At 64.5% G+C, this 20,949-nt stretch carries 22 protein-coding genes and 1 tRNA gene; 10 read left to right on the forward strand and 13 right to left on the reverse strand.

Going from position 1 to position 20,949, the window contains the following annotated elements; genetic code table 11:
• Nucleotides 1–84 precede the first annotated feature (84 nt).
• The gene (locus NDI54_RS04130; protein WP_310895752.1) at nucleotides 85–831 is read left to right on the forward strand and encodes a class I SAM-dependent methyltransferase; all 747 of its coding nucleotides are present in this window, start codon (nucleotides 85–87) and stop codon (nucleotides 829–831) included.
• On the opposite strand, the gene NDI54_RS04135 is transcribed toward NDI54_RS04130, so the two are convergent.
• From NDI54_RS04135 to NDI54_RS04155, 5 genes are all read right to left on the reverse strand, one after another.
• The gene (locus NDI54_RS04135) at nucleotides 809–1,399 is read right to left on the reverse strand and encodes a hypothetical protein (protein ID WP_310895213.1); all 591 of its coding nucleotides are present in this window, start codon (nucleotides 1,397–1,399) and stop codon (nucleotides 809–811) included. The two genes, NDI54_RS04130 and NDI54_RS04135, sit on opposite strands and share 23 nt — an antisense overlap.
• The gene (locus tag NDI54_RS04140; protein WP_310895214.1) at nucleotides 1,392–1,823 is read right to left on the reverse strand and encodes a CopD family protein; all 432 of its coding nucleotides are present in this window, start codon (nucleotides 1,821–1,823) and stop codon (nucleotides 1,392–1,394) included. The genes NDI54_RS04135 and NDI54_RS04140 overlap by 8 nt, the downstream gene beginning before the upstream one ends.
• A 39-nt stretch (nucleotides 1,824–1,862) precedes the next feature.
• A complete protein-coding gene (locus NDI54_RS04145; RefSeq protein ID WP_310895215.1) occupies nucleotides 1,863–2,666 on the reverse strand; it encodes a hypothetical protein in 804 nt (267 codons plus the stop codon).
• 353 nt (nucleotides 2,667–3,019) lie between these two features.
• The gene (locus NDI54_RS04150) at nucleotides 3,020–3,670 is read right to left on the reverse strand and encodes a DUF7095 family protein (RefSeq protein ID WP_310895216.1); all 651 of its coding nucleotides are present in this window, start codon (nucleotides 3,668–3,670) and stop codon (nucleotides 3,020–3,022) included.
• Between the two features lie 82 nt (nucleotides 3,671–3,752).
• Nucleotides 3,753–5,231 carry a phytoene desaturase family protein gene (locus tag NDI54_RS04155; RefSeq protein ID WP_310895217.1) on the reverse strand — a complete coding sequence of 493 codons (1,479 nt, stop codon included), beginning with the start codon at nucleotides 5,229–5,231 and terminating at the stop codon, nucleotides 3,753–3,755.
• A gap of 170 nt (nucleotides 5,232–5,401) precedes the next feature.
• Between NDI54_RS04155 and NDI54_RS04160 the strand changes: the two genes are divergently transcribed.
• Nucleotides 5,402–6,445, forward strand: coding sequence for a DUF2332 domain-containing protein (locus NDI54_RS04160; RefSeq protein ID WP_310895218.1), 1,044 nt, complete (start codon nucleotides 5,402–5,404; stop codon nucleotides 6,443–6,445).
• A 79-nt stretch (nucleotides 6,446–6,524) separates the two neighbouring features.
• Complete coding sequence (gene ncsA / locus NDI54_RS04165) at nucleotides 6,525–7,520, forward strand: tRNA 2-thiolation protein NcsA (RefSeq protein WP_310895219.1); 996 nt, start codon at nucleotides 6,525–6,527, stop codon at nucleotides 7,518–7,520.
• A 79-nt stretch (nucleotides 7,521–7,599) separates the two neighbouring features.
• Here the strand turns inward: ncsA and ftsZ are convergent, their stop codons facing one another.
• From ftsZ to NDI54_RS04180, 3 genes are all read right to left on the reverse strand, one after another.
• A complete protein-coding gene (gene ftsZ, locus NDI54_RS04170; protein ID WP_310895220.1) occupies nucleotides 7,600–8,838 on the reverse strand; it encodes a cell division protein FtsZ in 1,239 nt (412 codons plus the stop codon).
• A gap of 2 nt (nucleotides 8,839–8,840) precedes the next feature.
• Nucleotides 8,841–9,017: a ribbon-helix-helix domain-containing protein gene (locus NDI54_RS04175; RefSeq protein WP_004515010.1), complete on the reverse strand. Its 177-nt coding sequence runs from the start codon at nucleotides 9,015–9,017 to the stop codon at nucleotides 8,841–8,843.
• A gap of 235 nt (nucleotides 9,018–9,252) precedes the next feature.
• Nucleotides 9,253–9,873 carry a double zinc ribbon domain-containing protein gene (locus NDI54_RS04180; protein ID WP_310895221.1) on the reverse strand — a complete coding sequence of 207 codons (621 nt, stop codon included), beginning with the start codon at nucleotides 9,871–9,873 and terminating at the stop codon, nucleotides 9,253–9,255.
• A 266-nt stretch (nucleotides 9,874–10,139) separates the two neighbouring features.
• On the opposite strand from NDI54_RS04180, the gene NDI54_RS04185 reads away from it, so the two are divergent.
• Nucleotides 10,140–10,213, forward strand: a tRNA-Tyr gene (locus NDI54_RS04185).
• 113 nt (nucleotides 10,214–10,326) lie between these two features.
• On the opposite strand, the gene NDI54_RS04190 is transcribed toward NDI54_RS04185, so the two are convergent.
• Together NDI54_RS04190 and NDI54_RS04195 are read right to left on the reverse strand one after the other, a co-directional pair.
• Nucleotides 10,327–11,145 carry a universal stress protein gene (locus tag NDI54_RS04190; protein WP_310895222.1) on the reverse strand — a complete coding sequence of 273 codons (819 nt, stop codon included), beginning with the start codon at nucleotides 11,143–11,145 and terminating at the stop codon, nucleotides 10,327–10,329.
• A gap of 84 nt (nucleotides 11,146–11,229) precedes the next feature.
• Nucleotides 11,230–12,411, reverse strand: a complete 1,182-nt coding sequence (locus tag NDI54_RS04195; RefSeq protein WP_310895223.1) for a pyridoxal-phosphate-dependent aminotransferase family protein — start codon at nucleotides 12,409–12,411, stop codon at nucleotides 11,230–11,232.
• 530 nt (nucleotides 12,412–12,941) lie between these two features.
• Here NDI54_RS04195 and NDI54_RS04200 point away from each other — a divergent pair.
• The 3 genes from NDI54_RS04200 (at nucleotide 12,942) to NDI54_RS04210 (ending at nucleotide 15,525) form a co-directional block, all read left to right on the forward strand.
• A complete protein-coding gene (locus NDI54_RS04200; RefSeq protein WP_310895224.1) occupies nucleotides 12,942–13,931 on the forward strand; it encodes an aldo/keto reductase in 990 nt (329 codons plus the stop codon).
• Nucleotides 13,932–14,317: 386 nt separating this feature from the next.
• Nucleotides 14,318–15,076: a YihY/virulence factor BrkB family protein gene (locus NDI54_RS04205; RefSeq protein WP_310895225.1), complete on the forward strand. Its 759-nt coding sequence runs from the start codon at nucleotides 14,318–14,320 to the stop codon at nucleotides 15,074–15,076.
• Between the two features lie 86 nt (nucleotides 15,077–15,162).
• Nucleotides 15,163–15,525 carry a hypothetical protein gene (locus tag NDI54_RS04210; RefSeq protein ID WP_310895226.1) on the forward strand — a complete coding sequence of 121 codons (363 nt, stop codon included), beginning with the start codon at nucleotides 15,163–15,165 and terminating at the stop codon, nucleotides 15,523–15,525.
• A 29-nt stretch (nucleotides 15,526–15,554) separates the two neighbouring features.
• Here the strand turns inward: NDI54_RS04210 and NDI54_RS04215 are convergent, their stop codons facing one another.
• Nucleotides 15,555–16,214 carry a helix-turn-helix domain-containing protein gene (locus NDI54_RS04215; RefSeq protein ID WP_310895227.1) on the reverse strand — a complete coding sequence of 220 codons (660 nt, stop codon included), beginning with the start codon at nucleotides 16,212–16,214 and terminating at the stop codon, nucleotides 15,555–15,557.
• A 144-nt stretch (nucleotides 16,215–16,358) separates the two neighbouring features.
• On the opposite strand from NDI54_RS04215, the gene NDI54_RS04220 reads away from it, so the two are divergent.
• Nucleotides 16,359–16,607 (forward strand): PRC-barrel domain containing protein, encoded by a 249-nt coding sequence (locus tag NDI54_RS04220; protein WP_406600167.1) that lies wholly within the window; start codon nucleotides 16,359–16,361, stop codon nucleotides 16,605–16,607.
• A 111-nt stretch (nucleotides 16,608–16,718) separates the two neighbouring features.
• On the opposite strand, the gene NDI54_RS04225 is transcribed toward NDI54_RS04220, so the two are convergent.
• On the reverse strand, nucleotides 16,719–17,066 hold the full coding sequence (locus NDI54_RS04225; RefSeq protein ID WP_310895229.1) for a four-helix bundle copper-binding protein: 348 nt from the start codon (nucleotides 17,064–17,066) through the stop codon (nucleotides 16,719–16,721).
• A 540-nt stretch (nucleotides 17,067–17,606) separates the two neighbouring features.
• On the reverse strand, nucleotides 17,607–17,942 hold the full coding sequence (locus NDI54_RS04230; RefSeq protein WP_310895230.1) for a hypothetical protein: 336 nt from the start codon (nucleotides 17,940–17,942) through the stop codon (nucleotides 17,607–17,609).
• A 567-nt stretch (nucleotides 17,943–18,509) separates the two neighbouring features.
• On the opposite strand from NDI54_RS04230, the gene NDI54_RS04235 reads away from it, so the two are divergent.
• Complete coding sequence (locus NDI54_RS04235) at nucleotides 18,510–19,673, forward strand: acyl-CoA dehydrogenase family protein (RefSeq protein WP_310895231.1); 1,164 nt, start codon at nucleotides 18,510–18,512, stop codon at nucleotides 19,671–19,673.
• Between the two features lie 120 nt (nucleotides 19,674–19,793).
• On the forward strand, nucleotides 19,794–20,927 hold the full coding sequence (locus NDI54_RS04240; RefSeq protein ID WP_310895232.1) for a serine hydrolase domain-containing protein: 1,134 nt from the start codon (nucleotides 19,794–19,796) through the stop codon (nucleotides 20,925–20,927).
• Nucleotides 20,928–20,949 lie beyond the last annotated feature (22 nt).

The following is a 20,949-nucleotide window of genomic DNA, read 5'->3' on the forward strand; positions in this document are numbered from 1 at the left end:
ACCGCGGTACTTTTGGGGTCGACCCGACTCTGCGGAACTGTGCGCAGGTTCTCCGCCGACTACCTCGAAACCACTCGCCGAGGGATGTGGGCCGACTCCCGCGCGGCGCTCTCGGATCTCCGACTGGACGAGTGCGAGCGCGTCCTCGACGTTGGCTGTGGCACCGGCGAACTGACCCGCGTTCTCCGGGAGGAGACCGACGGCACCGTCGTCGGCCTCGACGCGGACACGGACCTGCTGGCCGCTGCGGGCGACCCGACCGTCTGCGGGGACGCCACACGGCTCCCCTTTGCTGAGGATAGCTTCGACCTGGTGGTCTGCCAGGCGTTGCTCATCAACCTTCCCGAGTCCGAGGTCGCGGTCCGGGAGTTCGCCCGCGTCGCCACCGACCGGGTGGCCGCCATCGAGCCGAACAACGCCGCCGTCACCGTTGAATCGACCGTCGACGACGAACCGGTACTGGCCCGCCGCGCTCGCCGGCTCTTTCTCGACGGCGTTCGGACCGATGTGACCCTCGGCAGCGACGCCGCCGACGTGTTCCGTGATGCGGGGCTGTCCGTCGTCTCGACGACGCAGTACGACCAGGAGCAACGCATCGAACCGCCCTACGACGACGCGGCGATGCAGGCGGCCCGACGGAAAGCCACCGGGACTGGACTAGCTCACGACCGCGACACGATTCTCAACGGCGAGGCGACGCCAGACGAGTACGACGCGCTCCGGGAGCGCTGGCGGTCGATGGGCCGTGACGTGATCGAGCAGATGCAAGACGAGACCTACGAGCGCCGCGAGACGGTGCCGTTCTTCGTCACTGTCGGGTCGGTTCCGTGACGCGCTCGTGCTCGCCTTCGGGGAGCAGGTAGCCCGCGAGTCTGTACATCGTGATGTCCAGCAGGCTGGCGAGGAGTCCGACGATGCCGCCGACGACGGCAGCCAGACCGGCCCCGATGAGCAAGACAAGCAGCACCGCCTGCAGTCGGACCCCGCCGCCCTGGAGCGTCGGCACGAGCGCCACCGTGACCAGTCCCAGCAGGAACGCGACGCCCGCGACGCTCCCGGCAGCGACACCGTGGCTCACGAGTGTGCGGACTCCGGCGGAGTCGAGCGATGTCCGACCGTGAACCCATCGGACAGCGAGAACGAACAGCGCCCAGAGGTAGCAGAAGACGGCGACGCCGACGAGGGTGTTCAGCCCGGCGAGCAGGTCGGCGAGGCCGCCGCTCGCGTGGGCGGCGAGCACGCCAAGCAGGACGAACAGGGCGGTGTCGAACGTCGCGAGCGTCCACGCCACGAGCGAGACCGGTCCCGCGTCGGTCCGTTCCGCGCCGCGCGCCGGTTCGGTCTCGGGCTCGGTCGCTTTCTCGTCTACATCCCTCTGCCCATGCTGGTCTTCAGCCATGTGCCAGGACCTCCGCGAGGACGACGATACCGAGGAGGACGGCCGCCGTCGCTCCGTACGCTCGCGAGAGCGTTCGCTGCAGGGCCGGGGACAGGTCTCCAGATGTGGCCTCGCGGCCGCTGGCCTGCACGAGAAGAAGGGTGCGGACGCCTGACCCGACGACAAGGGCGACCACGACGATGAGTTTCACCAGCAGGGTTCGGCCCCACTCGGTTCCGGGACCCGGTGGCCCGAGCGCGCCGAGGTTGCCGACGCCGGTGAACACGAGCACGCCGACGCCGCCCCAGAACAGCCACTCGAACTGTTTCGCGGGCGCGAGCGAGGCAATAGCACCGCTCCGATAGCTGTACCAGAGGACGGTCGTGCCGCCGACGAGGACTGCCATCGAAAGCACGTGGAGGGTCCGAATCGGGAGGGCTGCCATGGGTGGCGGTTCGCCGGCCGGCCGCAAAGAATACCGGGGTCAGTCCGACCGGTCGATTGTCACCACGTCCTCGCCCGTCGCCACGTTGTACCGCGTCGACGGGTCGACGGTCAGGCTGACGACGCTGTTGTCGAGGGTGTCCGGCCGCTCGAATCTGGCGACCGTTGATCGGGCCGTGAAGTCGTCGGTGTAGACACAGGGCTGTGTGTAACAGCCGAACGCGTGGATACCCGTGGCGGTCTCCTCGATCCGTTTCAGGTGTGGGATGATCGAACCGGACCCCCAGCCGGTCTGAACGATGAGGACGGCGTGGCGCTCGAAGTCAGTGTCTGCGACGAGGTCGTATGCATCCCCGCTGTCGTCCTCGAACCGTTCGATGTCGTCGTCGCTCGTCAGCAGCGTCGCGTAGAGCTGGTCGTCGGTGTTGTCTTCGGCGAACTCCAGCCCCTCGTCGGCGAGCAGCGTCCCCCGCGTCGACACCTGTTCGAAGGACAGCGACGGCTCGGATGGCATGTTCGCACAGAGATACAGGGGGTCGCGGTCGCCCTCGCCGGAGTCGTCGACGGTGCACTCGCTGTCCTCGATTTCGTACGGCGGCGTATCGACCCGGTCCAGGTCGTCGGGCAGCCCGTCCGGCGTGTCTGTCGGCGGTTCGTCGTCGGTTGCTGTCTCCGTCTCTCCGTCGTCCGTCTCGGTGTCGGGATCAGTTCCGGGCGATGGATGCGTGCGTGTTTCTGCACTGCCGTCGCCGCTGCCGGTCCCGCCCGGTGCGAGACACCCGCCCAGTGCTCCCATCACCGTGCCGCCGAGTAGTCCCAGGGTGGCCCGTCGCGTTCGTTTCATACGACTCGATTCCCGTGGTGTGGGTGTATCCCTTCTGTTCGCTCAAAACCGCGTTGTAGTTGTTGCGGGCGTCGCGGCGACGGTTCTCGGTCAGCGTGCGGTCCGCCGGTAGACCCTTGCGGGACGAGCGGCTACGAACGACCAGCGTCGGTCCCAGTCCACCTATGATCCCACCGCTCGTTCGCCGCTGTCCGGAGTGCCGACACCTGACCTGGAGCCGTCGGTTCGCTGCCGTTGACGACGGCGAACACGGCTCGCGGCGCGTCGAATGTCCCGCCTGCGAACACCAGTTTTCGACGGTCGACGCGCCCTGGTTGCAGTAAGTCGGCCTACCAGCGCTGGCGCGTGGCCGCCTACACTACGTCGCCCCGGACCGTCGCCCCCTCTTGGTGTGCCCGGTACTCCTTGACCGCGTCGGCGGCCTCGCCGGCTTCCGTCTCGTCCATTCCAAGCATCGACAGCGACTGGGTCAGCGTCGGGAAGACGAACTCGTTGTCACGGAGTTTCTGGAATGCGTCGGGAGAGCGTTCGCCGTCGATCCACAGGCAGGCCCCCCGCGGGTCCAGAATCTGCTCGTAGTCGTTTCGCATCTTCGCCCCTTTGAGCCGCTGGGTGACGTTGTCCTCGAAGGAGGCGTTACACACCTCTAGGTGGACCGGCTCGTCGTCGTTCAGGAGGTGGGCGGCCAGGCACTTCTCGGGCGCGGCGTGGCCGCTGGCGTTTGCCCGGATGTACTCGGGGTGTTCGTCGGCCCAGGCCGCACGGACCGTCTTGCCGACGCCGTCGACGCCGTGGCTGCGCTTGAACTCCTCGGCGCGCTCCGGGGCGTCCTTGAACAGGATGTCCTTGGTGACGTACACGTCCAGCCGTTCGACCGGGTCCAGCCCGAGCGCCACGTCGCCGTACACCCACACCTCCCGGACCGGGACCGGCATCGTCTCGTCCTCGACCGTCGCGACGATTTCCTCGACCCGCTCGACTGCCTCCGGACGGTCCATACTCATTGCCTGCTCTACCGGTCGGACGGCCTAAACGCTGACTCTCCGTGCCCGTCACGCCGAGGTTTGCACACGCCAATTACGGTGTTCAACTCCTGACGTGGTCGGCCGCGATTTTGCTCCCTTTGACACAGGCGACGGTACCCAGACCCGGCCACGTGGTGTCGCCGGCGAGGTAGAACCCCTCGACGCCGATGTCCTGTGGCACCGCCCCCTGGTTCGCGTTCGCTCGCGTCTGCTTGTACCCCCCGACCGCCCCGCGGGGCCTGTTCGTGAACTGTTCGTAGGTGACCGGCGTCGCCATCTCCGAAACGACCGGATCAGTCCCGAGTTCGGGATAGACGGTCCGGCCGCCCGCAAGCAGTTGCTCACGGGCGGCTTCCTTCTGTTCCTCGTAGACTGGCTTGTTCAGGTCTTGCCACGGCTCGACCGCACAGTGGGTGGACAGCATGACCGCCCGGTGGCCGTCCGGGGCGCTCAGGTCGTCCCCCGGCGCGGAGACGGAGACGAACATGTTGTTCCCGTTGCCGAGGGGCTCGTCGTAGTCCTGCAGGATCTGGTGGTGCGTCCGCTCACGGCCCTCGACCGCAGCCGCCGGGACGCCGAGAAATAGCACGAGTGCGCTGCCCTCGTTGGCCCGCAGCATCGAACAGTAGTCGTCGAGCCTGTCGCCGACGACCGTCGACGCGAGGTTTCTGGTAACGGGAACTGGGACGGTGCTGACGACCTGCTCGGCGTGGACCGGCCCCGCCGCCGAATCCACGCGAAAGTCGCCGCTGGAGCCGGTCACCGAAGTGACGGTGCGGCCCGTCTCGACCCGGCCGCCGATGGCCGCGTACTGGTCGACGAACGAGTTCCAGAAGCCGTACATCCCGCCGGTCGCTCGCCCCAGTCCCGTCCGGCGGATCGTCATCCCGAGGACGGCGTTCAACAGCGGCGCGTCGTCGAGCGTGGCGTGGACCGTATCCTCGACGAGCATCGAGACCACCGCCCGAAGCGGTCGGTCGTCGTACACGTCGTGGGCGCGCATCGCGTCGGCCATCGTCCACCGGAGATATCTGACCAGCGGGAGGTCCCGAAGGCCGACCGCGCGGGCGTTCCGAACGAGGTCGCCGACGCCCTGAATCGGCATCTTGATGTCCGTTCTGGTGAGCCGCCAGAGCCGCGCCGAGAGGTCGTCGATGAACTCGTAGAACGCGATGTGTCGCTGGTCGTCGCCGAGCTTCGCCCGCCGCTCGGTATCCCAGTCGGCCTGGTCATGGTAGAGCGTCACTGTCCGGTCCGGGAGCCAAACATCGTAGGCGTCCTGTATCGCTATCGCTGGCGGCTCGAAGCCGACGGCCGACAGCAGTTGGCCGCCGACACCCTCGGGCACGAAGTCGACGAGTGTCGTCGCGCCGACATCGAACCGGAACCCCGCCCGCTCGTAGTAGCCCGCACAGCCGCCGACGCTGTGGTGCTGTTCGAGGACGACCGTCGAGTAACCGTCCGCCTGCAACCGCGCGGCCGTGCTCATGCCGGCGACGCCGCCGCCGATGACGGCTACGTCTGCGGACTCAGTTCCCATGGCTTCCCGTCCACGAGACTGTCCCGTCCTCGATCACCGCAGTGAGGCATAGAACTCGCTCGCCTTCGTTTCGGCGACACAAACTCATTGGCCTATCTACACGTTTCCCGGTGTAAATACTATCCACTGGGAGCCAAACACTAATCTGTCAGTGCAGTGTCTCCGCCGATATGTCAGCTCTCCAGACGCAGTTCCGGGACCTGGCCGAGTGGGCCGACGGGTCCTCCCCGCTGTATGCCCACCTTTGCCGACATGCCGCGACGAACCAGCAAATACTGGCCCTCGCGGCGACCGTTCCCGAGGGTCGCCAGGCCCCGCACCTCCTGCTGGCCGCGGTCCAGTACCTGCTTGAGCGTCGCCCGGACCACCGGCTGGCCGAGTACTACCCGAGCGTCACCCCGGAGCCCCGGGACCCCGACGAGGCGTGTTTCCCGGCCTTCCGCGCGTTCTGTCTCGACCACGCCGACGACATCCGCCCACTCCTGGGGACCCGGCGTACGCAGACGAACGCGGTGCGGCGCAGCGCGGTCCTCTATCCGGCTGTCACACAGGTGGCCCGCGCCGCCGACGGGCCGCTCGCGCTGGTGGAACTCGGGCCAAGCGCCGGGCTGAACCTCCTGTTCGACCGCTACCGCTACGACTACGACGGCCGCGCGGTTGGCAACAGCGAGTCGCCGGTCACCATCGAGAGCAGCGTCCGGTGCGGTGACCCGCCGCTGCCAGCGACGCCCCCCGACATCCACTCTCGGGTCGGCATCGACCGCAATCCGCTCGACGTGACCGACGAGGCCGATAGGGACTGGCTCCGTGCACTCGTCTGGCCGGAACACGAGTCGCGACGCGCCATTCTGGACGGTACGCTGTCGGTTGCGCGGGACGACCCACCCGAACTTCTCGCGGGCGACATGCTCGATGACTTGCCGCCAGTCCTCGCTGCGATTCCGTCGGACGTACCGGTCTGTGTCGTCAACACGCTCGTACTGTATCAAGTCCCGTCGGAACTGAGCCAGGCGCTGTCGGCGTTTCTCGAAGACCGAATGGCCGAGCGGCCGCTGCACTGGCTCACCGGCCGGTCGGAGCTGTCGGGCGGCGAATCGGTCGCACTGGACTGGAAGCGCCGGGCTGGTGACGGCGTCGAGACGACCCACCTTGTCGACTACGAGCCACACGGCGCGTGGCTGTCTTGGCAGGGTTCGGACTGTCGACGGCGCTGAGACGCAAATCGCCAGTGCCCTGCCGTCCTGGGGCCGAGACGAAACCCTCTCACCATTGGGGCGACGACTACTCGTCACGATGGAGTGCGACAAATGCGGCGAGAACGCGGTGTTACACGCGGCCTATTCCGGGCTCCACCTCTGTGAGTCCCATCTCTGCCGAGCGGTCACGAAACGGGTCCGTCGTCGCATCCGCGAGGACGGCCTCGTGTCCGACGACGCCACGGTCGAAGACCCCGAGACGTGGGTCATCGGCCTCTCCGGTGGCAAGGATAGCGTCGTCCTCACACAGATCCTCTACGACACGTTCGCCGAGGACCCCCGTATCGAACTGGTCGCCCTTTCTATCCACGAGGGCATCGAGGGCTATCGCGACGCGAGCCTGGAGGCCTGTGAGGAACTGACCGATGACCTGGGCATCGAACACGTCACCGTCTCCTACGCCGAGGAGTTCGGCGTCCAGATGGACGATGTGGTCGAGGACGACCCCGAAGGGATGGCCGCCTGCGCGTACTGCGGCGTGTTCCGCCGGGACCTCCTCTCGAAGTACGCCGACGAACTCGACGCGGACAAACTGCTGACCGGCCATAACCTCGACGACGAGGCCGAGACGGCGCTGATGAACTTCCTCGAGGGCGACATCTCACAGATCGCCAAGCACTTCGAGGCCTCCCTGGGTCCGTTCGACTCGTCCGCCGACGCACCCACGGAGCAAACACGTGAGGCCCAGGACCACCACATCCCCCGTGCGAAGCCGCTTCGGGACATCCCGGAGAAGGAGGTCGCGCTGTACGCCCGCTTTCAGGACCTCCCGGCACACATCACCGAATGTCCCCACGCCGAGGAGGCCTACCGCGGCGAGATACAGGAGCTCATGCTCGGTCTGGAGGAGGACCACCCCGGCACGCGCCATTCGATCATGGCCGGCTACGAGAAGCTCGCGGCGCTGGCTGCCGACACCTACGGCGGCGAGAACGGCGACACCGACTACGGCGAGTGCGACAACTGTGGTTCGCCGACAGCCCGTGACCTCTGTCGGAAGTGCAACCTGCTTGACGCGCTGGAAGCGGTTTGACTGAACTTTCGTTTTCAGGTACTGCTGCGTAAACGCACCGCTCACGACTTCGAAACCGAAAGAAGAACCGCAGACGCCGCTACTTGTCCGTTCGGATAACGTCGAGTCCGTTGTTCTTCTCGCGCTGGTCCTGTCCGCCGTCGGTCTCGCTGTAGCCGGCGTTGCGACCGCTGCTGCTCTGACTCCCGCCGTTCGGGGCGGGGCTGTCGAAGTTTTCGACGTTGTCGGACGCGTCGAAGGACGTGTCGTCACCGACTTCCTGAATCGCCTCGCGGGACTTGTTGGCCTGCTTCTGGGTCGTCGGACCGAGCACCTGGGCGGACTGGACGCCGGTCATGATGGCCATGACCCGCACCTTGCCCTTGTACTCCTCCTGAATCCGCGCACCCCAGATGACGTTGGCGTCGGCCTCGAGCCGCTCGGTGATGTTCTGTGCGATGCCCTCGGCCTCCTTCAGCGTGAGGTCCGGGCCGCCGGTGATGTGGACCAGGCCGCCGCTCGCGCCGCGGTAGTCCACGTCAAGCAGCGGATGGTTCATCGCGTCCTTGACGACCTCCTCGGTCTTGTTCTTGTCCTGGGTCTCACCGACCAGCATCACCGCGACGCCGCCCTGGTTCATGATGGAAGTCATGTCGGCGTAGTCGAGGTTGATGAGGCTCGGCTGGGTGATTGTCTCGGAGATGCCCTTGACGGTCTCGGCGATGATCTGGTCCATCACGGAGAACGCCTTGCCGATGGGCAGGTTCGGGACGTAATCGAGCAGGCGGTTGTTGTCCAGCACGATGATGGAGTCCGCTTCGTTGCGGAGCTTCTCCAGGCCTTCCTCGGCCTTGACCGTCCGCGCTCGCTCGACGTTGAACGGCGTCGACACCATGCCGACGACGATTGCGCCCTGCTCCTTGGCGATCTTCGAGACGACCGGGGCCGCACCGGTCCCGGTGCCGCCACCCATGCCGGCGGTGACGAACACGAGGTCAGCGTCGCCCAGCACTTCCTTGATGGTGCCCTGTGCCATCTCCGTGGCGCGCTCGCCCATCGACGGGTCACCGCCGGCCCCGAGGCCGTTGGTGAGGGACTTGCCGACCAGAATCTTCGTGTCGGCTTCGATCATCTTGAGGTGCTGCTTGTCCGTGTTGATTGCCACGGTGTCAGCGCCCTCGACGCCGATGTTGTACAGGCGGTTGACCGTGTTGTTGCCGGCGCCACCACAGCCGACGATGACGATGCGCGGGTCTCCGAACCCGTCAACGTCCTCGTCGGACATTTTCTTCTGTTCTTGCTCGTCGCGTTCGAGGGCTTCGTTAACGATATCCTGCATCGTTACACCTTAGCCCAGGACCGCTTCTTTTCGGAGGCTTGCTCGGAGCCTTCCTCGGCGAGCATTTCCCGAACCGCCGAGCGAATCGCTTCGCTCCGATTGGGGTACTCGCCCGTCTCGACCATTTGTTCGACCTCTTCGATCTGCTGCTTCGGAATCCGTAGTGTCACACGCTCCATGTTTGGTAGTTTCCCCTTGGGTAAGACGGCCCGGACGGACTGTTTACGGCCCGCCCGAGTGTTTACACAGCGAAACCGCAGTACGAAGGGGGCATCCCCTCGCGTTCGCCGCTGTGTAAGACGGCCGTCTTACGCAGACTAAACCACTGACCCTGATGTATTAAAACTTACGGGCAGTGTCATACATCCGCCCGTTTACGCAGTCAGAGCGTGTCTGCTGCGCGTAAACGACACTTCAGGTTTGATCGAGCACGTCAGCTGCGGGGGTCCGTCTCCCACAACTCGGGCAGAACCCCCAGTCCGATCGGAGTTCGTCACCGCAATCACAGAACACCCGTCGGGACGATTTCTCGCCGCAATTCGGACAGTAAACGTGGTCAGAACCCAAGTTTTCACCGCATTGGGCGCACGTCTTACGTTCCGCCGCGTCGGCTCGGTCCCGCGTTTCCGACTCTGTCTTACGCCCGGTCGTGTTAGGCGTCTGACTGTCTCCGTGTGACTGCCCGCTCTCGGCGCTTCCCGTTCGGTCACCGGCGCGCCGTCGTTCGGTTTCGGCGTTTTCTGCCCGCGCACCCTCGCCGTCTAACGAGATGTTTACGTTGACATCCTGTGGTTGTGTGCGGGGGCGTCGCTCCCGTAGCCGGTCGGCGATGATACTGTCGACACGTTCTTCGATGAGTTCGTCTATCGTGTCGGCGTCGGTAACGGACTTCGCCGACGCTGCGTCCGACGCTGACGATGATGCGTCTCCGAGGTACTCTCGGAGCGCCTGGCGCATGACCTCGCTCTTCGAGGCGTCGAACGCCTCGAGTTGCTCGATGAGGTCGTCGTCAGCGCGGAACGTTATTTTACTCATCGGGCTCGGTGAAGCTATTATACATGATGGTATTTTAATCTTCCCGCGTTGTCTGACGCCCGTCAGCTACCGGCATGACACGAGACCTGTCTTTTCGGTCGGACACCGTTCATGGACCCTTTGACCCACCTATCGGAAGATCGGAAAGCGGGGTCAGACGTGTCTGACACCAGTCGGTATGTCACTCCGCGTCGTGTGACCGGTCGTCGTACCCTCCGCGAATAACAATCCTTAAGTCTGGACGGCAGGGTATTTTCGGGTGTCGACCGCCCTTAGCTCAGACTGGTAGAGCAGTCGACTGTAGATCGACTTGTCCCCCGTTCAAATCGGGGAGGGCGGACTGCTTTTCCGCGAACCGAACGGTGAGCGGAACGCATGTCGAATCGAGGAGGGCGGACTTGGTTTTCAGCCGAACGATGGCCGATAGCGTACGCCACGTTTTCGTGGTGTCGCTCAGCCGGTAAGCGTGATCGGGCGCTCGGCGGTGAGCATAACGTCCTGGGTGATGCTCCCGAGGAGGACATCCGCGATACCCGACCGCTTGCGTCCGCCCATGACGATACTGTCGACATCGCGGTCCGTTGCGGCGTCGAGTATCTTCCGTCCGACCTCGCCGCCGACAGCGACCCGTTCGACGGAAATCCCCGCTGCCTCCAGACGCTCGGCCGCAGTGACAGCGGCGTCGACTTCCTCGAACTCGTGGGGTGGAGATCCCTTGTAATCCTGGTGCGGGAACACGAAGAGGACCGTTGCTTCGACTGACTCGGGAGCGTTGGGAAGGGAGGCCAGGTAGTCAGCCTGGTTCCGTGCTCGTTCCTCGCTCGTATCGACCGGAACGAGTACCTGCCGGACCCCCTCCCCGAGTACGACGCTCTCGCCCGTGATCGTCACTGGTCTGTCGGCCGAGAGCAACACGTCCTGTGCAGTGCTACCGAGCAAAGCTTTCGAGACGCCTGATCGCTTGCGTCCGCCCACGACGATCTCGTCACTGTCCAGCTCAGTCGCGGTACGGACGATCTGTTGGGCAACCCCGCCGTCGTCAACCATTCGAGTCACGGAGACGCCGGCCGCTTCCAGTTGATCGGCCGCCTGGACGGCAGCGTCGATTTCGTCGAACGCTACCTCGTCGGCCTCGCCGAATCTGTCGGGCGGCATCACGTAGAGCACTGTCGCCTCGACGGAGTCGGTAGCGTCCGGGAGCCGTGAAACGTACGCCGCTTGATTGGATGCCCGCGCTTCGTCTCTGTCAACGGGTATGAGTACACTGTACATCACATCTAGAAATGTTAGCCCAAGTGAATTAAAACACGGCGGACATTCTCACTGAATCGGAAAACCGGTTTGCCAGGACGGGCGTCAGAACCGCTCGCTCATCGCCGCCAGTCCGGCGTCCACATCCACGGCCGCACCTTGCTCGCCCAGCGCGTTGCCAAGCGCCGCGAGCAGGTAGCTGACGTTCTGCCGGCGGGCCGAGTGGCCCATGCAGCCGATGCGCCAGATGTCGCCGTCCAGCGCGCCCAGCCCGCTGGCGATTTCGAGGTCGTACTCGTCCAGCAGGTGCTGGATGACCCTCCCGTCGTCGACGCTGTCGGGCACGCGGACGGTGTTCAGGCTCGGGAGCCAGAAGTCGTCGGGGGCGTTCATGGTCAGGCCCATGCCTTCGACGCCAGCTTTCAGCGCGCCAGCGACGCGCAGGTGGCGGTCCCACCGTTCCTCGATGCCTTCCTCTGCGACGAGACGAAGCGCCTCACGCAGCCCGTACACGTTCGTGATCGGCGCGGTGTGGTGGTAGGCGCGTTCATCGCCCCAGTACCCCTCCAGCAGCGAGATGTCCAGGTACCACGAGCGGGCCTCGGACTCGCGGGAGAGGACCTTGTCCATCGCGTCGTCGTTGAGCGTGAGCGGGCTCGCGCCCGGCGGACACGAGAGGCATTTCTGCGGGCCGGAGTAGGCCACGTCGATGTCCCACTCGTCGACCCGGAGTTCGACGCCGCCCAGCGAGGTGACGCTGTCGGCGATGACCAGCGCGTCGTTCGCGTGGGCGATATCTGTGAGCTCGGGTACCGACGGCTGGAGGACGCCGGTGCTGGTCTCGGCATGGACGAACCCGAACACATCCGGGCTGTGCTGGGCGAAGGCCTCCTCGACAGCCGCGGGGTCGAGCGGCTGGCCCCACGGCGCGTCGACGGTGACCACGTCGCCGCCGGCCCGCTCGGCCATGCTCGCCATCCGGTCGCCGAAGTAGCCGTTCGTCGGGACGAGCATCGTATCGCCCGGTTCGACGACGTTGCCGATGGCCGCTTCCATCGCCGCGGAGCCGGTCCCGGAGACCGGAATCGTCCACTTGTTGTCCGTCCGGAACGTGTACCGCAGCAAGTCCTGGACTTCGTTCATGATCTCGATGAACGAGGGATCGAGATGGCCGACCAGCGGCGTGCTCATCGCCTTGAGCACGCGCGGGTGTACGTCGCTCGGACCAGGTCCCATCAGCGTCCGGTCCGGTGGTGTCAACTCCCCGACAGCAGGTGGTTCGTCCATACAACGAGGTACCGATAGACTGGGCATTAAAATCCGTGGTCAGGCCGCTCTGGTCACCGATGCTGGGGCCGCCGGTCTTCGGTGACACAGCAGTGCTCCCGCTTCGAAAATACTGCTCAAGTGTCATTTTCTGTTGTCGGACGCCGACCAACGCCTACCCTAGTCCATAATCACAATCGCACGACAGCGCCGACGTGGTCCCCGTGAACGATCTGCCCTGTTTTTATTGTCGTCGTCCGAAGGTGGCGTGTGGTCGTCGATGGGATTGCTCAATAACGCTGTGTCCCCTGGGGAGGAACCGAGGCGCCGGTACACCTGTCTGGTGTGTCGGGCGTCGTTCGACGTTCAGTACCACTCCTGTCCGGACTGCGGTGCGTACGACATCCGCCGGACGAAGTGGCTCACGTAGCCCCCGGCGTCCACGTTGGCACGTCCACCGGACTGCCTGCTATCGGGCTACATCGCCTTTTTTGCTCAGTCTGTTGTCGCATACCACAGCCACCAAGTGATCGCCGCCGGTACGGCCGTACGTGAACCGACGACAGCTAGGGACGACGGGGTATGACGTGACAGATGTCGGACTGGGAACCTGGAACATCGGCGGTGACTGGGGCGATGTCTCCGAGGAGGCGGGTCGCGAGGCAGTCCGGACCGCGCTCGATGCGGGTGTCGACTTCATCGACACCGCCGACGTGTACGGCGACGGTTTCAGCGAGCAGCGCATCGCCGAAGTGCTCGACGAGCGCGAGGTCCGCGACGAGGTGACTGTCGCGACGAAGGCCGGCCGCCGGCTCGACCCCCACACCGCCGAGCGCTACAACTACGACAACCTCTCCGAGCACGTCGACCGCTCACGGGAGTACCTCGGGGTCGACACGCTCGAACTCCTGCAACTGCACTGCCCGCCGACCGACGCCTACTACCAGCCCGAGACGTTCGACGCCCTTGCGCGGCTGAAAGACGAGGGGAAGGTCGATCACTGTGGTGTCAGCGTTGAGCGCGTCGAACAGGCGCTGAAAGCCATCGAGTATCCGGAAGTCGAGACCGTCCAGATAATCTTCAACATGTTCCGCCAGCGGCCCGCAGAGCGCTTCTTCGAGGAGGCCAAGCGCCGCGATATCGGCGTCATCGTCCGGGTCCCGCTGGCCTCCGGACTCCTGACCGGCAAGCTCTCCCGAGACATGGAGTTCCCCGAGAACGACCACCGGAACTTCAACATCGAGGGCGAGGCCTTCGACCGCGGCGAGACCTTCGCCGGCCTCCCGGTCGATGCGGGCTTCGACGCTGTCGACGACCTCCACGCGCACGTCCCCGAGCGGATGACGATGGCCCAGATGGCCCTGCGCTGGATCCTGGACCACGACGCGGTGTCGACTGTCATTCCCGGCTCGACCAATCCCGACCACGTCCAGGCGAACGCGGCGGTCAGCGAGATGGACCCGCTCTCGAACCAGGTCCACGGCGCGGTGCGTGACATCTACGAGGAGTACGTCTTCGACGACGTTCACCACCGCTGGTAGTCGTCCGTTCCTCGAATATATACGACTACGTATACTTTTCAACAGCGGTCGGGGGACGACTGAACTGGTGACATCTGTCTCAGTATCTCGATGGAGGACCCGTTGTTGTGTCCGTATTTAGGTACTGAATCTGATTATTCTGGCTATGGAAAACATATGAATACAGACATTTCTCGGGCCTCGTCGTATCAGAGCATAAGAATGAGTCAGACAGCCGGCGGACGCTGGGACACACCGGAACAGCCTCTCGGTCGTCGGCAGATGCATGGGCCTTTGCCTGCCATCGCAGGCGGGCGTTCTATTCCCGTGGCTCGCGACGTACGGATTGTGAGTTTCGTTCAGCTATCGGTTCCCGTCCCCATCACCGGGGCACATCCTCGACCCCGATGAGTCGTCTCGCAGCCGGCCGCGAGATCGTCCGAACGGTCCGCGAGGAGAACGTCCCGTTCATGGCGGCCAGTATCGCCTACTACGCGATTGCGTCTATCGTGCCGTTGTTCGCGCTCTCGCTCGCCGTGCTCTCCGCGTTCGGGGGGACCGCCACGCTGATTGAACTACTCCGGACGGTCCTCGCCGAGAACGGCCAGGCGATCCTGACGGAACTGCTCGAGAACACGCGGGGCCACGGGGCGACGGGGACTCTGAGTCTGTTGTTCGTGGTCTGGAGCGGGAGCAAGGTGTTCCGCGGTCTCTCCATCGCCTTTACCGAGGTGTACGGTGAGGTCACTGACATCTCGCTGCCGGCCCAGTTCGCCCGTAGCGTCGTCGTGATGGGCGTGCTATTCGGCGCGGTCGTTTTGCTGTCGGCCACCAGCATCGCGCTCACGTACGTCCAGTTCCGAGTCCCGTACCCGATGCTGGTCGGGAACCTCGCTGCGCTGGCTGTGCTCGTCGTCGCGTTCGTCCCGATATACTACGTCCTGCCGCCGGTCGATATCACACTCGCACACGTCGTCCCGGGCACGCTGCTCGCCGCAGCGGGCTGGATCACGATTCAGGTCGGGGTCTTCTACTACGCGGGTGCTGCCGGTCGGTACGCGGCCTACGGCTACCTCGGAGCGCTGCTCCTGTTCGTCACGGCGCTGTATCTGGCCGCAATTGTGTTGCTGCTCGGTGTGGTCGTCAACGCGACGTTGGACTGGTAGCGCCAGCGCGTCGCCCCACCACAGTCGAGTCTTGCGTTGGCAGGCAGTAGCTTCCTGCTGGTTCCACTGCTCCATCCGCCTGTTAGATGAGTGATTCACCGTCACTGCGGCCCCGGATCGCCGGGCGTCTGCAGTCCAGCGCGGAACAGGCGATCAAACGACCGGTCAAAGAAGCTGTCCGGGAGGCGCTCGCGGAAACGAGCCGGAACAGAGACGCGGACGACAACCCCGCGACGGACGCGGCTGCAGCTGCGTCGAGACGCATCGAAGTAGATCCGTCGGAGATCGCAGACGATGGCGAGTCGGCGTCGTCCGCTGCGGATAGCACACAGCCAGGGTCGCGCTCGCGGATCCGGCGTCGGCTCCGCTCCCGCCGAACGCTGGCGCTCGGTGTGGTCGCACTCGGTGTCTACCTCCGTCGCCGCCGGGCCTCGACAGGGGACGACTAACGCCCACAGCGACGCCACGGCCCTCGCTGTCAGTCGAAGCTGTCGAAATCGACGAACAGCACGTCCTCGACAAGGGCATCGGTCGCCCGTCTGAGCCGCTCGGAGGCCGCCTGGTGTGTGATACCCAGTTCCTCGGCGAGTTCCGCCAGGCTCACCTCGCGGGGCACCTTGAAGTACCCCCGGTCGGACGCCTCGGCGAGGATCTCGTACTGGCCGGACGTGAGGCCGTAACGGCCCGCCGGATCTTCGTCGAGCTCCCGTATCGATGACACATCGAACGCGAGGTTGTGTTCTTCACAGAAGTCGTGCGTTCGGGAGAACAGCGACCGGCGCGGATACAGCACACGCAGTTTCCAGGTGGTCCCCTGGCCCACCGCATCGAGAATCGTCGCCTCCGAGTTGGTGAGCATCTGGACGATGAGATCGACGTGGTCGACCCACTCCATCCGGAACAGCCACTCGTCCTCAAAGTCGCCAAGCAGTTCGACGTTGTCGACGGTCGGATCCGCTTCGAGCGTCTGCTCGATGTCCTCACGCTGACTCCCGCGGACCCACAGCATCGGCATAAGCGCGTCGTTACCGCTCGTGACGATCCGCTCGATTTCGAACTGCAGCTCCGGTAACTGCTCCAGCGAGTGGTTGAGTGCGAGGTCGCTGGCGGGCACCGTCCCGGAGACGATAGTGGGCATAGATACCCGAACTGGGAGTGGGATGCCGGTATGTTTTTCCGTTGACTTATCCGGGCCCGGAGTCACGCGACTGTCTCCGCCTGCCCATCGACTGCGTATGCAAGCACGTCGGTGATGCTCGTCACGCCGGTAGCGACGACTGCAATGTCCACGATCCAACTGACCGACGACGACATCGGCAAGACAGTTGTCACGAGTACCGGTGACGAGGTCGGCATCGTCAGCGGGTACCGATACGGCACCGCCTACGTCGACCCGGACCCCGGGCTGAAAACGACGCTCCTGACGAAACTCGGCTGGGAAGACACCGACGAGGACGACGGCTACCCGCTGCAGACCGATGCCGTCGACACGATCACCGACGAGCAGATCCGACTCAGTTCGGACGTGTAGGCGGCACAGATCGGCCGTCGGGGTGTCGCGCGGCAACTGTTTTCCTGGTCGCTACTGAACCGTAAGCGGTGATGTAGTGCTCTCTGTCGACTGTTTGCGGTCCCGGCGTCGTTACTTGACCATCGCTTCACAGACCTCGGCACATTCGGTCAAAACCTCCGCGCAGGCACGGCAGTGGTCGTGGTCGTGCTGTCGACACTCCTCGGCGCACTCCCGACAGACCGTCGCACAGAGTCCGGCCAGCGCCTCTCGGTGCGCGGACCCGCGTGCGAGGAGCTTGCAGTGGAGGGATGCGATGTCCGTCACGTCACGGCAGTGGCGAACACACTCGGTCATGCCGTCGCGTCCCGCACACTCGTCGGCACACCACTCGCACACTTCGACTGCTTGCCGACACAGTTCCAGACACTCGCGCTCGCGCTCGCTCAGATGCGTCGCGTCGGTAAGGGGCTGTGACATTGCAGGCTCCGATACCGGCTGTTCGCCCACGAGACTGTAGCTTGCATGCGAAAGTCGGTCTTCAGCGACAAGCGAGGCAGTTTCAGCGCCGGGCCCAGACTGTCGACACGTCCCACTGAGATCGGTGCGAGAAACGGGTGCTCCGAACGGACCCATCGAGGACCAGCCGGGTGGGGAATCCCGGCGAGACACCGTCCCGTACAGGGGAGCAGGGGACGGTGGGCTTCGGGAGAGTACGAGCACGCAACGTGCTCGCATACGACTCTCTGTGCTATTCGATGTTTGTTATACAGTTCTTTATCAGGTGGTACTCGACGGTCGCTTCGACAGGAAGGGACTACCGAACGTCGGTCACAGCGGAGCGGTGTCGCCGTCGGTGAACACTGCGACGGGCGGTACGCCCATCGTCTGTTAGTCTTCCGCTCACCCTCCACTGAACTAGCCAGTCGCTACTGGAGTGTCACTCATCTGGACCGCGCGGGCCACGACGCTCTCCCCACCCGGGAGGCATCGAATCGTGACCGACGCGCCGCAGTGGACTTACTCCTCTGTCACCAGTTTCGGACCCGGTTTCCAGGTGTTTCCTTCGAGGACAACGAGGTCGTAGCGTTCGAGCACCTGGAGCGTATCGACGACTGCCTGTGCGTCGAACGAGACGGCCATATCTTCGGGCAGCTGCTGGGCGATCGCACTCCGTGTCCCACCGTCCATCCGGACGACCGTGTCGAGCAACTGTTCGAGGTCGTCGAGCAGCGAGACGAGGGAGGTCGACCCGTCGTCTTCCGTTGCCAGCTTCGACATCACCTCGTCGTAATTCCCCGAAATCTCCATCGATACGGTCACGGCTTCGTCTTCGATGTCTTGTTCGTCTCCCATACCAGCGAATGTGTACACACTTATAGAAATATGTTTCCATATTTGTTATGACGACTGTATCTGGCCGCTGTTTCTCTGCAAAATTCTAATTGATGAATGTCTGTGGAACTGAGGATATAGAGCGAAGAAACCGTATTATGGAGCTATTATTATCGATATAAAATTCAAATATAGGATATGAATTAGAATATTGAATAAAATCTCCATCTATCGAGTATTCAAGCACATAATCTGTATTTATATAGGCATACTTGGATATTAGAAACCCTTTATTCCACTCTGTTGGCGGTCGTTTCCGAGTCCGGGACTGCTACGCCGACCGACAGACGTGGTTTCGCTGTGGTGCGAACTCGACATCGGGTGTCAAGTCACCCACGCTAATCCGAGAGGAACTACACCGAGAGACAGTACGACCGAATGCGCTGGTGTGGGGATTGCGGATGGATGTGCCCTATCCATTTGAATAACAGCCGTGCGGGCAGTCTCTCTCTCTCGAGACCGAACGTTTCGAGATTGACCGCCCATCGGCGGCCAAACGCTTAATTTCGCTCCGTACCGAGATTACTTATGATCGATTACCTCGGTCTCGAGGCCGACCTCGGCGAGGAGGAGCGGATGGTCCGTGACACGGCTCGGGAGTTCGTCGAGAATGAGGTCAAACCCGACGTGGGACGGCACTGGATCGACGGCACGTTCCCGACGGCGCTCATCACCGAGATGGGTGAACTCGGCTTTTACGCGCCGAACCTCGACGGGTACGGGCTGCCGGGCCTCAGCGAGACGGCCTATGGCATCCTGATGCAGGAACTGGAGGCGGGCGACAGCGGCCTGCGCTCGATGGCCAGCGTCCAGGGCGCGCTCGTCATGTACCCGATCCACGCCTACGGCAGCGACGCCCAGAAGGAGGAGTGGCTGCCGGCGCTCGGGAGCGGCGAACGGGTCGGCTGTTTCGGCCTGACCGAACCCGAACACGGGTCGGACCCCTCGGCGATGGAGACGACGGCCGAGCGCGACGCCGACGGCTACGTCCTGAACGGCTCGAAGACCTGGATCACGAACGCGCCCATCAGCGACCTCGCGCTGGTCTGGGCGAAAGACCAGTCCGTCGACGGTACCCCCGTCCGCGGATTCCTCGTGGAGACCGACCGCGACGGCGTCACGACGAACAAAATCGACGAGAAGCTCTCACTGCGCGCCTCGATTACGGGCGAAATCAGCCTCCAGAACGCCCGCGTCCCCGAGGAAAACGTCCTGCCGGGCGTCGAGGGGATGAAGGGGCCGCTGTCCTGTCTCACGCAGGCCCGGTACGGCATCGCCTGGGGGACCGTCGGGGCCGCGATGGACTGCTTCGAAACCGCGCTGGAGTACGCCACCGACCGCGAGCAGTTCGGGAAACCCATCGCCGGCTTCCAGCTCCAGCAGGAAAAGCTCGCGGAGATGGCGACCCAGATCTCGCTCGGTCAGTTGCTCGCCCACCGGCTCGCCGACCTGAAGGAACGGGGGGATCTCCGCCCGGAACAGGTCTCGATGGCAAAGCGCAACAACGCACGGATGGCCCGCGAGCAGTCGCGGGTGGCCCGCGAGATGCTCGGCGGTAACGGTATCACGGCCGATTACTCTCCGATGCGACACCTGACGAACCTCGAAACCGTCTACACCTACGAGGGCACTCACGACATCCACTCGCTCATCATCGGCCACGATCTAACCGGCATCCCGGCCTTCGAATAGCGACTCGGCTGAGCACTCCATATGGAGCGTTCGCGTCGCCCCGCGAGCCGCGCAGCTATCCGTCGGGTCCCCCTGGGACCGGGCCGAACTTCTATAATGGAGCCAATCACAGGCAAAGCCATGGCAAAACTTGGCACGGATGACATCGAACAGCTCAGAGCCCAGTTCGACCGCCAACTCGAAACCGGCCTGCATCACGGCGCACAGCTGGCGGTGTATGTCGACGGCGACCTGGTCGTCGATTTCGCCGGCGGCGTGACAGGACCCGACGGCGGCGAGACGACCACCGAGACGCGCCACCTCGTCTTCTCCTGTACGAAGCCGTTCGCCGGCGCGGGCCTGCACCAGCTCGTCGAGCAGGGAGAACTCGACTACGACGACCCCGTCGTCGAGCACTGGCCGGGGTTTGCCGACGAGGGCACGGAGAAGGCCCAAATCACGGTCCGGCAGGTGCTCAGCCACACCGCCGGGATTCCGTTCGGCGAGTTCGACGACCACCCGGAGCAGTGGGGTGACTGGGACGCCGTCGTCGCGGCGATGGAGGCCATTGAGCCGACGTTCGAGCCCGGGTCGACGCCGGCCTATCACACCATCAACTACGGCTGGCTCGTCGGCGAACTCGTCCGCAGGTGTAGCGGCCAGCCGGTCGAGGCGTACGCCGCCGAGAACGTGTTCGAGCCCCTCGGGATGGACCGGACCGGTATCGGCCTCCGCGAGGACGAACCCAACGACGTGGCGACGCTGGCCGGCTACGAGGAGTTCGACCGCTGTCGCGAAGTCGACGAGGGGCTCGAAGACCCCGCGGCGACGTACGCTGCGGCGTTCAATCAGGACGCCATCCAGCGGGCGGTGATTCCCGCGGCCAACGGCATCAGCACCGCCCGGGACATGGCCCGGTTCTACGCCTGCCTCGCAAACGGCGGGTCGCTGGACGGGACACGAGTGCTGGAGGAGGCGACCGTCGAGGAGGCGACCACGACTCACGCCGAGACCGAGTCCGACGGCACGCTGTCGCGCCCGGCCCGCTACGGTCTGGGCGTCTGGACCGGCGGGCTGGCCGCCGACATGTTCGGGGCCGCAAGCCGCGAGCGCATGTTCGGTCATGCTGGCCTCGGGAGCTGTTTTGGCTGGGGCGACCCAGACCTGAACGTCGGCTTCGCGCTCGTCACGAACGGCATCCGCGAGGAGTCGTTCGAACATCCCGCTCGCATCGGGCAACTGTCCGACGCCGTCCGGCTGCTGTTACAGGAGTGAAGGCGGGAGTGGTATTTCGGGG

This window comes from Haloarcula terrestris, assembly GCF_031624315.1.
Classification (GTDB): Archaea; Halobacteriota; Halobacteria; order Halobacteriales; family Haloarculaceae; genus Haloarcula; species Haloarcula terrestris.

Excerpts from the sequence above, each read along its gene's own strand:
- NDI54_RS04130 (WP_310895752.1), top strand. The coding sequence starts at position 85 with ATGTGGGCCGACTCCCGCGCGGCGCTCTCGGATCTCCGACTGGACGAG.
- NDI54_RS04135 (WP_310895213.1), bottom strand. The coding sequence starts at position 1,399 with ATGGCTGAAGACCAGCATGGGCAGAGGGATGTAGACGAGAAAGCGACC.
- NDI54_RS04140 (WP_310895214.1), bottom strand. The coding sequence starts at position 1,823 with ATGGCAGCCCTCCCGATTCGGACCCTCCACGTGCTTTCGATGGCAGTC.
- NDI54_RS04145 (WP_310895215.1), bottom strand. The coding sequence starts at position 2,666 with ATGAAACGAACGCGACGGGCCACCCTGGGACTACTCGGCGGCACGGTG.
- NDI54_RS04150 (WP_310895216.1), bottom strand. The coding sequence starts at position 3,670 with ATGAGTATGGACCGTCCGGAGGCAGTCGAGCGGGTCGAGGAAATCGTC.
- NDI54_RS04155 (WP_310895217.1), bottom strand. The coding sequence starts at position 5,231 with ATGGGAACTGAGTCCGCAGACGTAGCCGTCATCGGCGGCGGCGTCGCC.
- NDI54_RS04160 (WP_310895218.1), top strand. The coding sequence starts at position 5,402 with ATGTCAGCTCTCCAGACGCAGTTCCGGGACCTGGCCGAGTGGGCCGAC.
- ncsA (WP_310895219.1), top strand. The coding sequence starts at position 6,525 with ATGGAGTGCGACAAATGCGGCGAGAACGCGGTGTTACACGCGGCCTAT.
- ftsZ (WP_310895220.1), bottom strand. The coding sequence starts at position 8,838 with ATGCAGGATATCGTTAACGAAGCCCTCGAACGCGACGAGCAAGAACAG.
- NDI54_RS04175 (WP_004515010.1), bottom strand. The coding sequence starts at position 9,017 with ATGGAGCGTGTGACACTACGGATTCCGAAGCAGCAGATCGAAGAGGTC.
- NDI54_RS04180 (WP_310895221.1), bottom strand. The coding sequence starts at position 9,873 with ATGAGTAAAATAACGTTCCGCGCTGACGACGACCTCATCGAGCAACTC.
- NDI54_RS04190 (WP_310895222.1), bottom strand. The coding sequence starts at position 11,145 with ATGTACAGTGTACTCATACCCGTTGACAGAGACGAAGCGCGGGCATCC.
- NDI54_RS04195 (WP_310895223.1), bottom strand. The coding sequence starts at position 12,411 with ATGGACGAACCACCTGCTGTCGGGGAGTTGACACCACCGGACCGGACG.
- NDI54_RS04205 (WP_310895225.1), top strand. The coding sequence starts at position 14,318 with ATGAGTCGTCTCGCAGCCGGCCGCGAGATCGTCCGAACGGTCCGCGAG.
- NDI54_RS04210 (WP_310895226.1), top strand. The coding sequence starts at position 15,163 with ATGAGTGATTCACCGTCACTGCGGCCCCGGATCGCCGGGCGTCTGCAG.
- NDI54_RS04215 (WP_310895227.1), bottom strand. The coding sequence starts at position 16,214 with ATGCCCACTATCGTCTCCGGGACGGTGCCCGCCAGCGACCTCGCACTC.
- NDI54_RS04220 (WP_406600167.1), top strand. The coding sequence starts at position 16,359 with ATGTCCACGATCCAACTGACCGACGACGACATCGGCAAGACAGTTGTC.
- NDI54_RS04225 (WP_310895229.1), bottom strand. The coding sequence starts at position 17,066 with ATGTCACAGCCCCTTACCGACGCGACGCATCTGAGCGAGCGCGAGCGC.
- NDI54_RS04230 (WP_310895230.1), bottom strand. The coding sequence starts at position 17,942 with ATGGGAGACGAACAAGACATCGAAGACGAAGCCGTGACCGTATCGATG.
- NDI54_RS04235 (WP_310895231.1), top strand. The coding sequence starts at position 18,510 with ATGATCGATTACCTCGGTCTCGAGGCCGACCTCGGCGAGGAGGAGCGG.
- NDI54_RS04240 (WP_310895232.1), top strand. The coding sequence starts at position 19,794 with ATGGCAAAACTTGGCACGGATGACATCGAACAGCTCAGAGCCCAGTTC.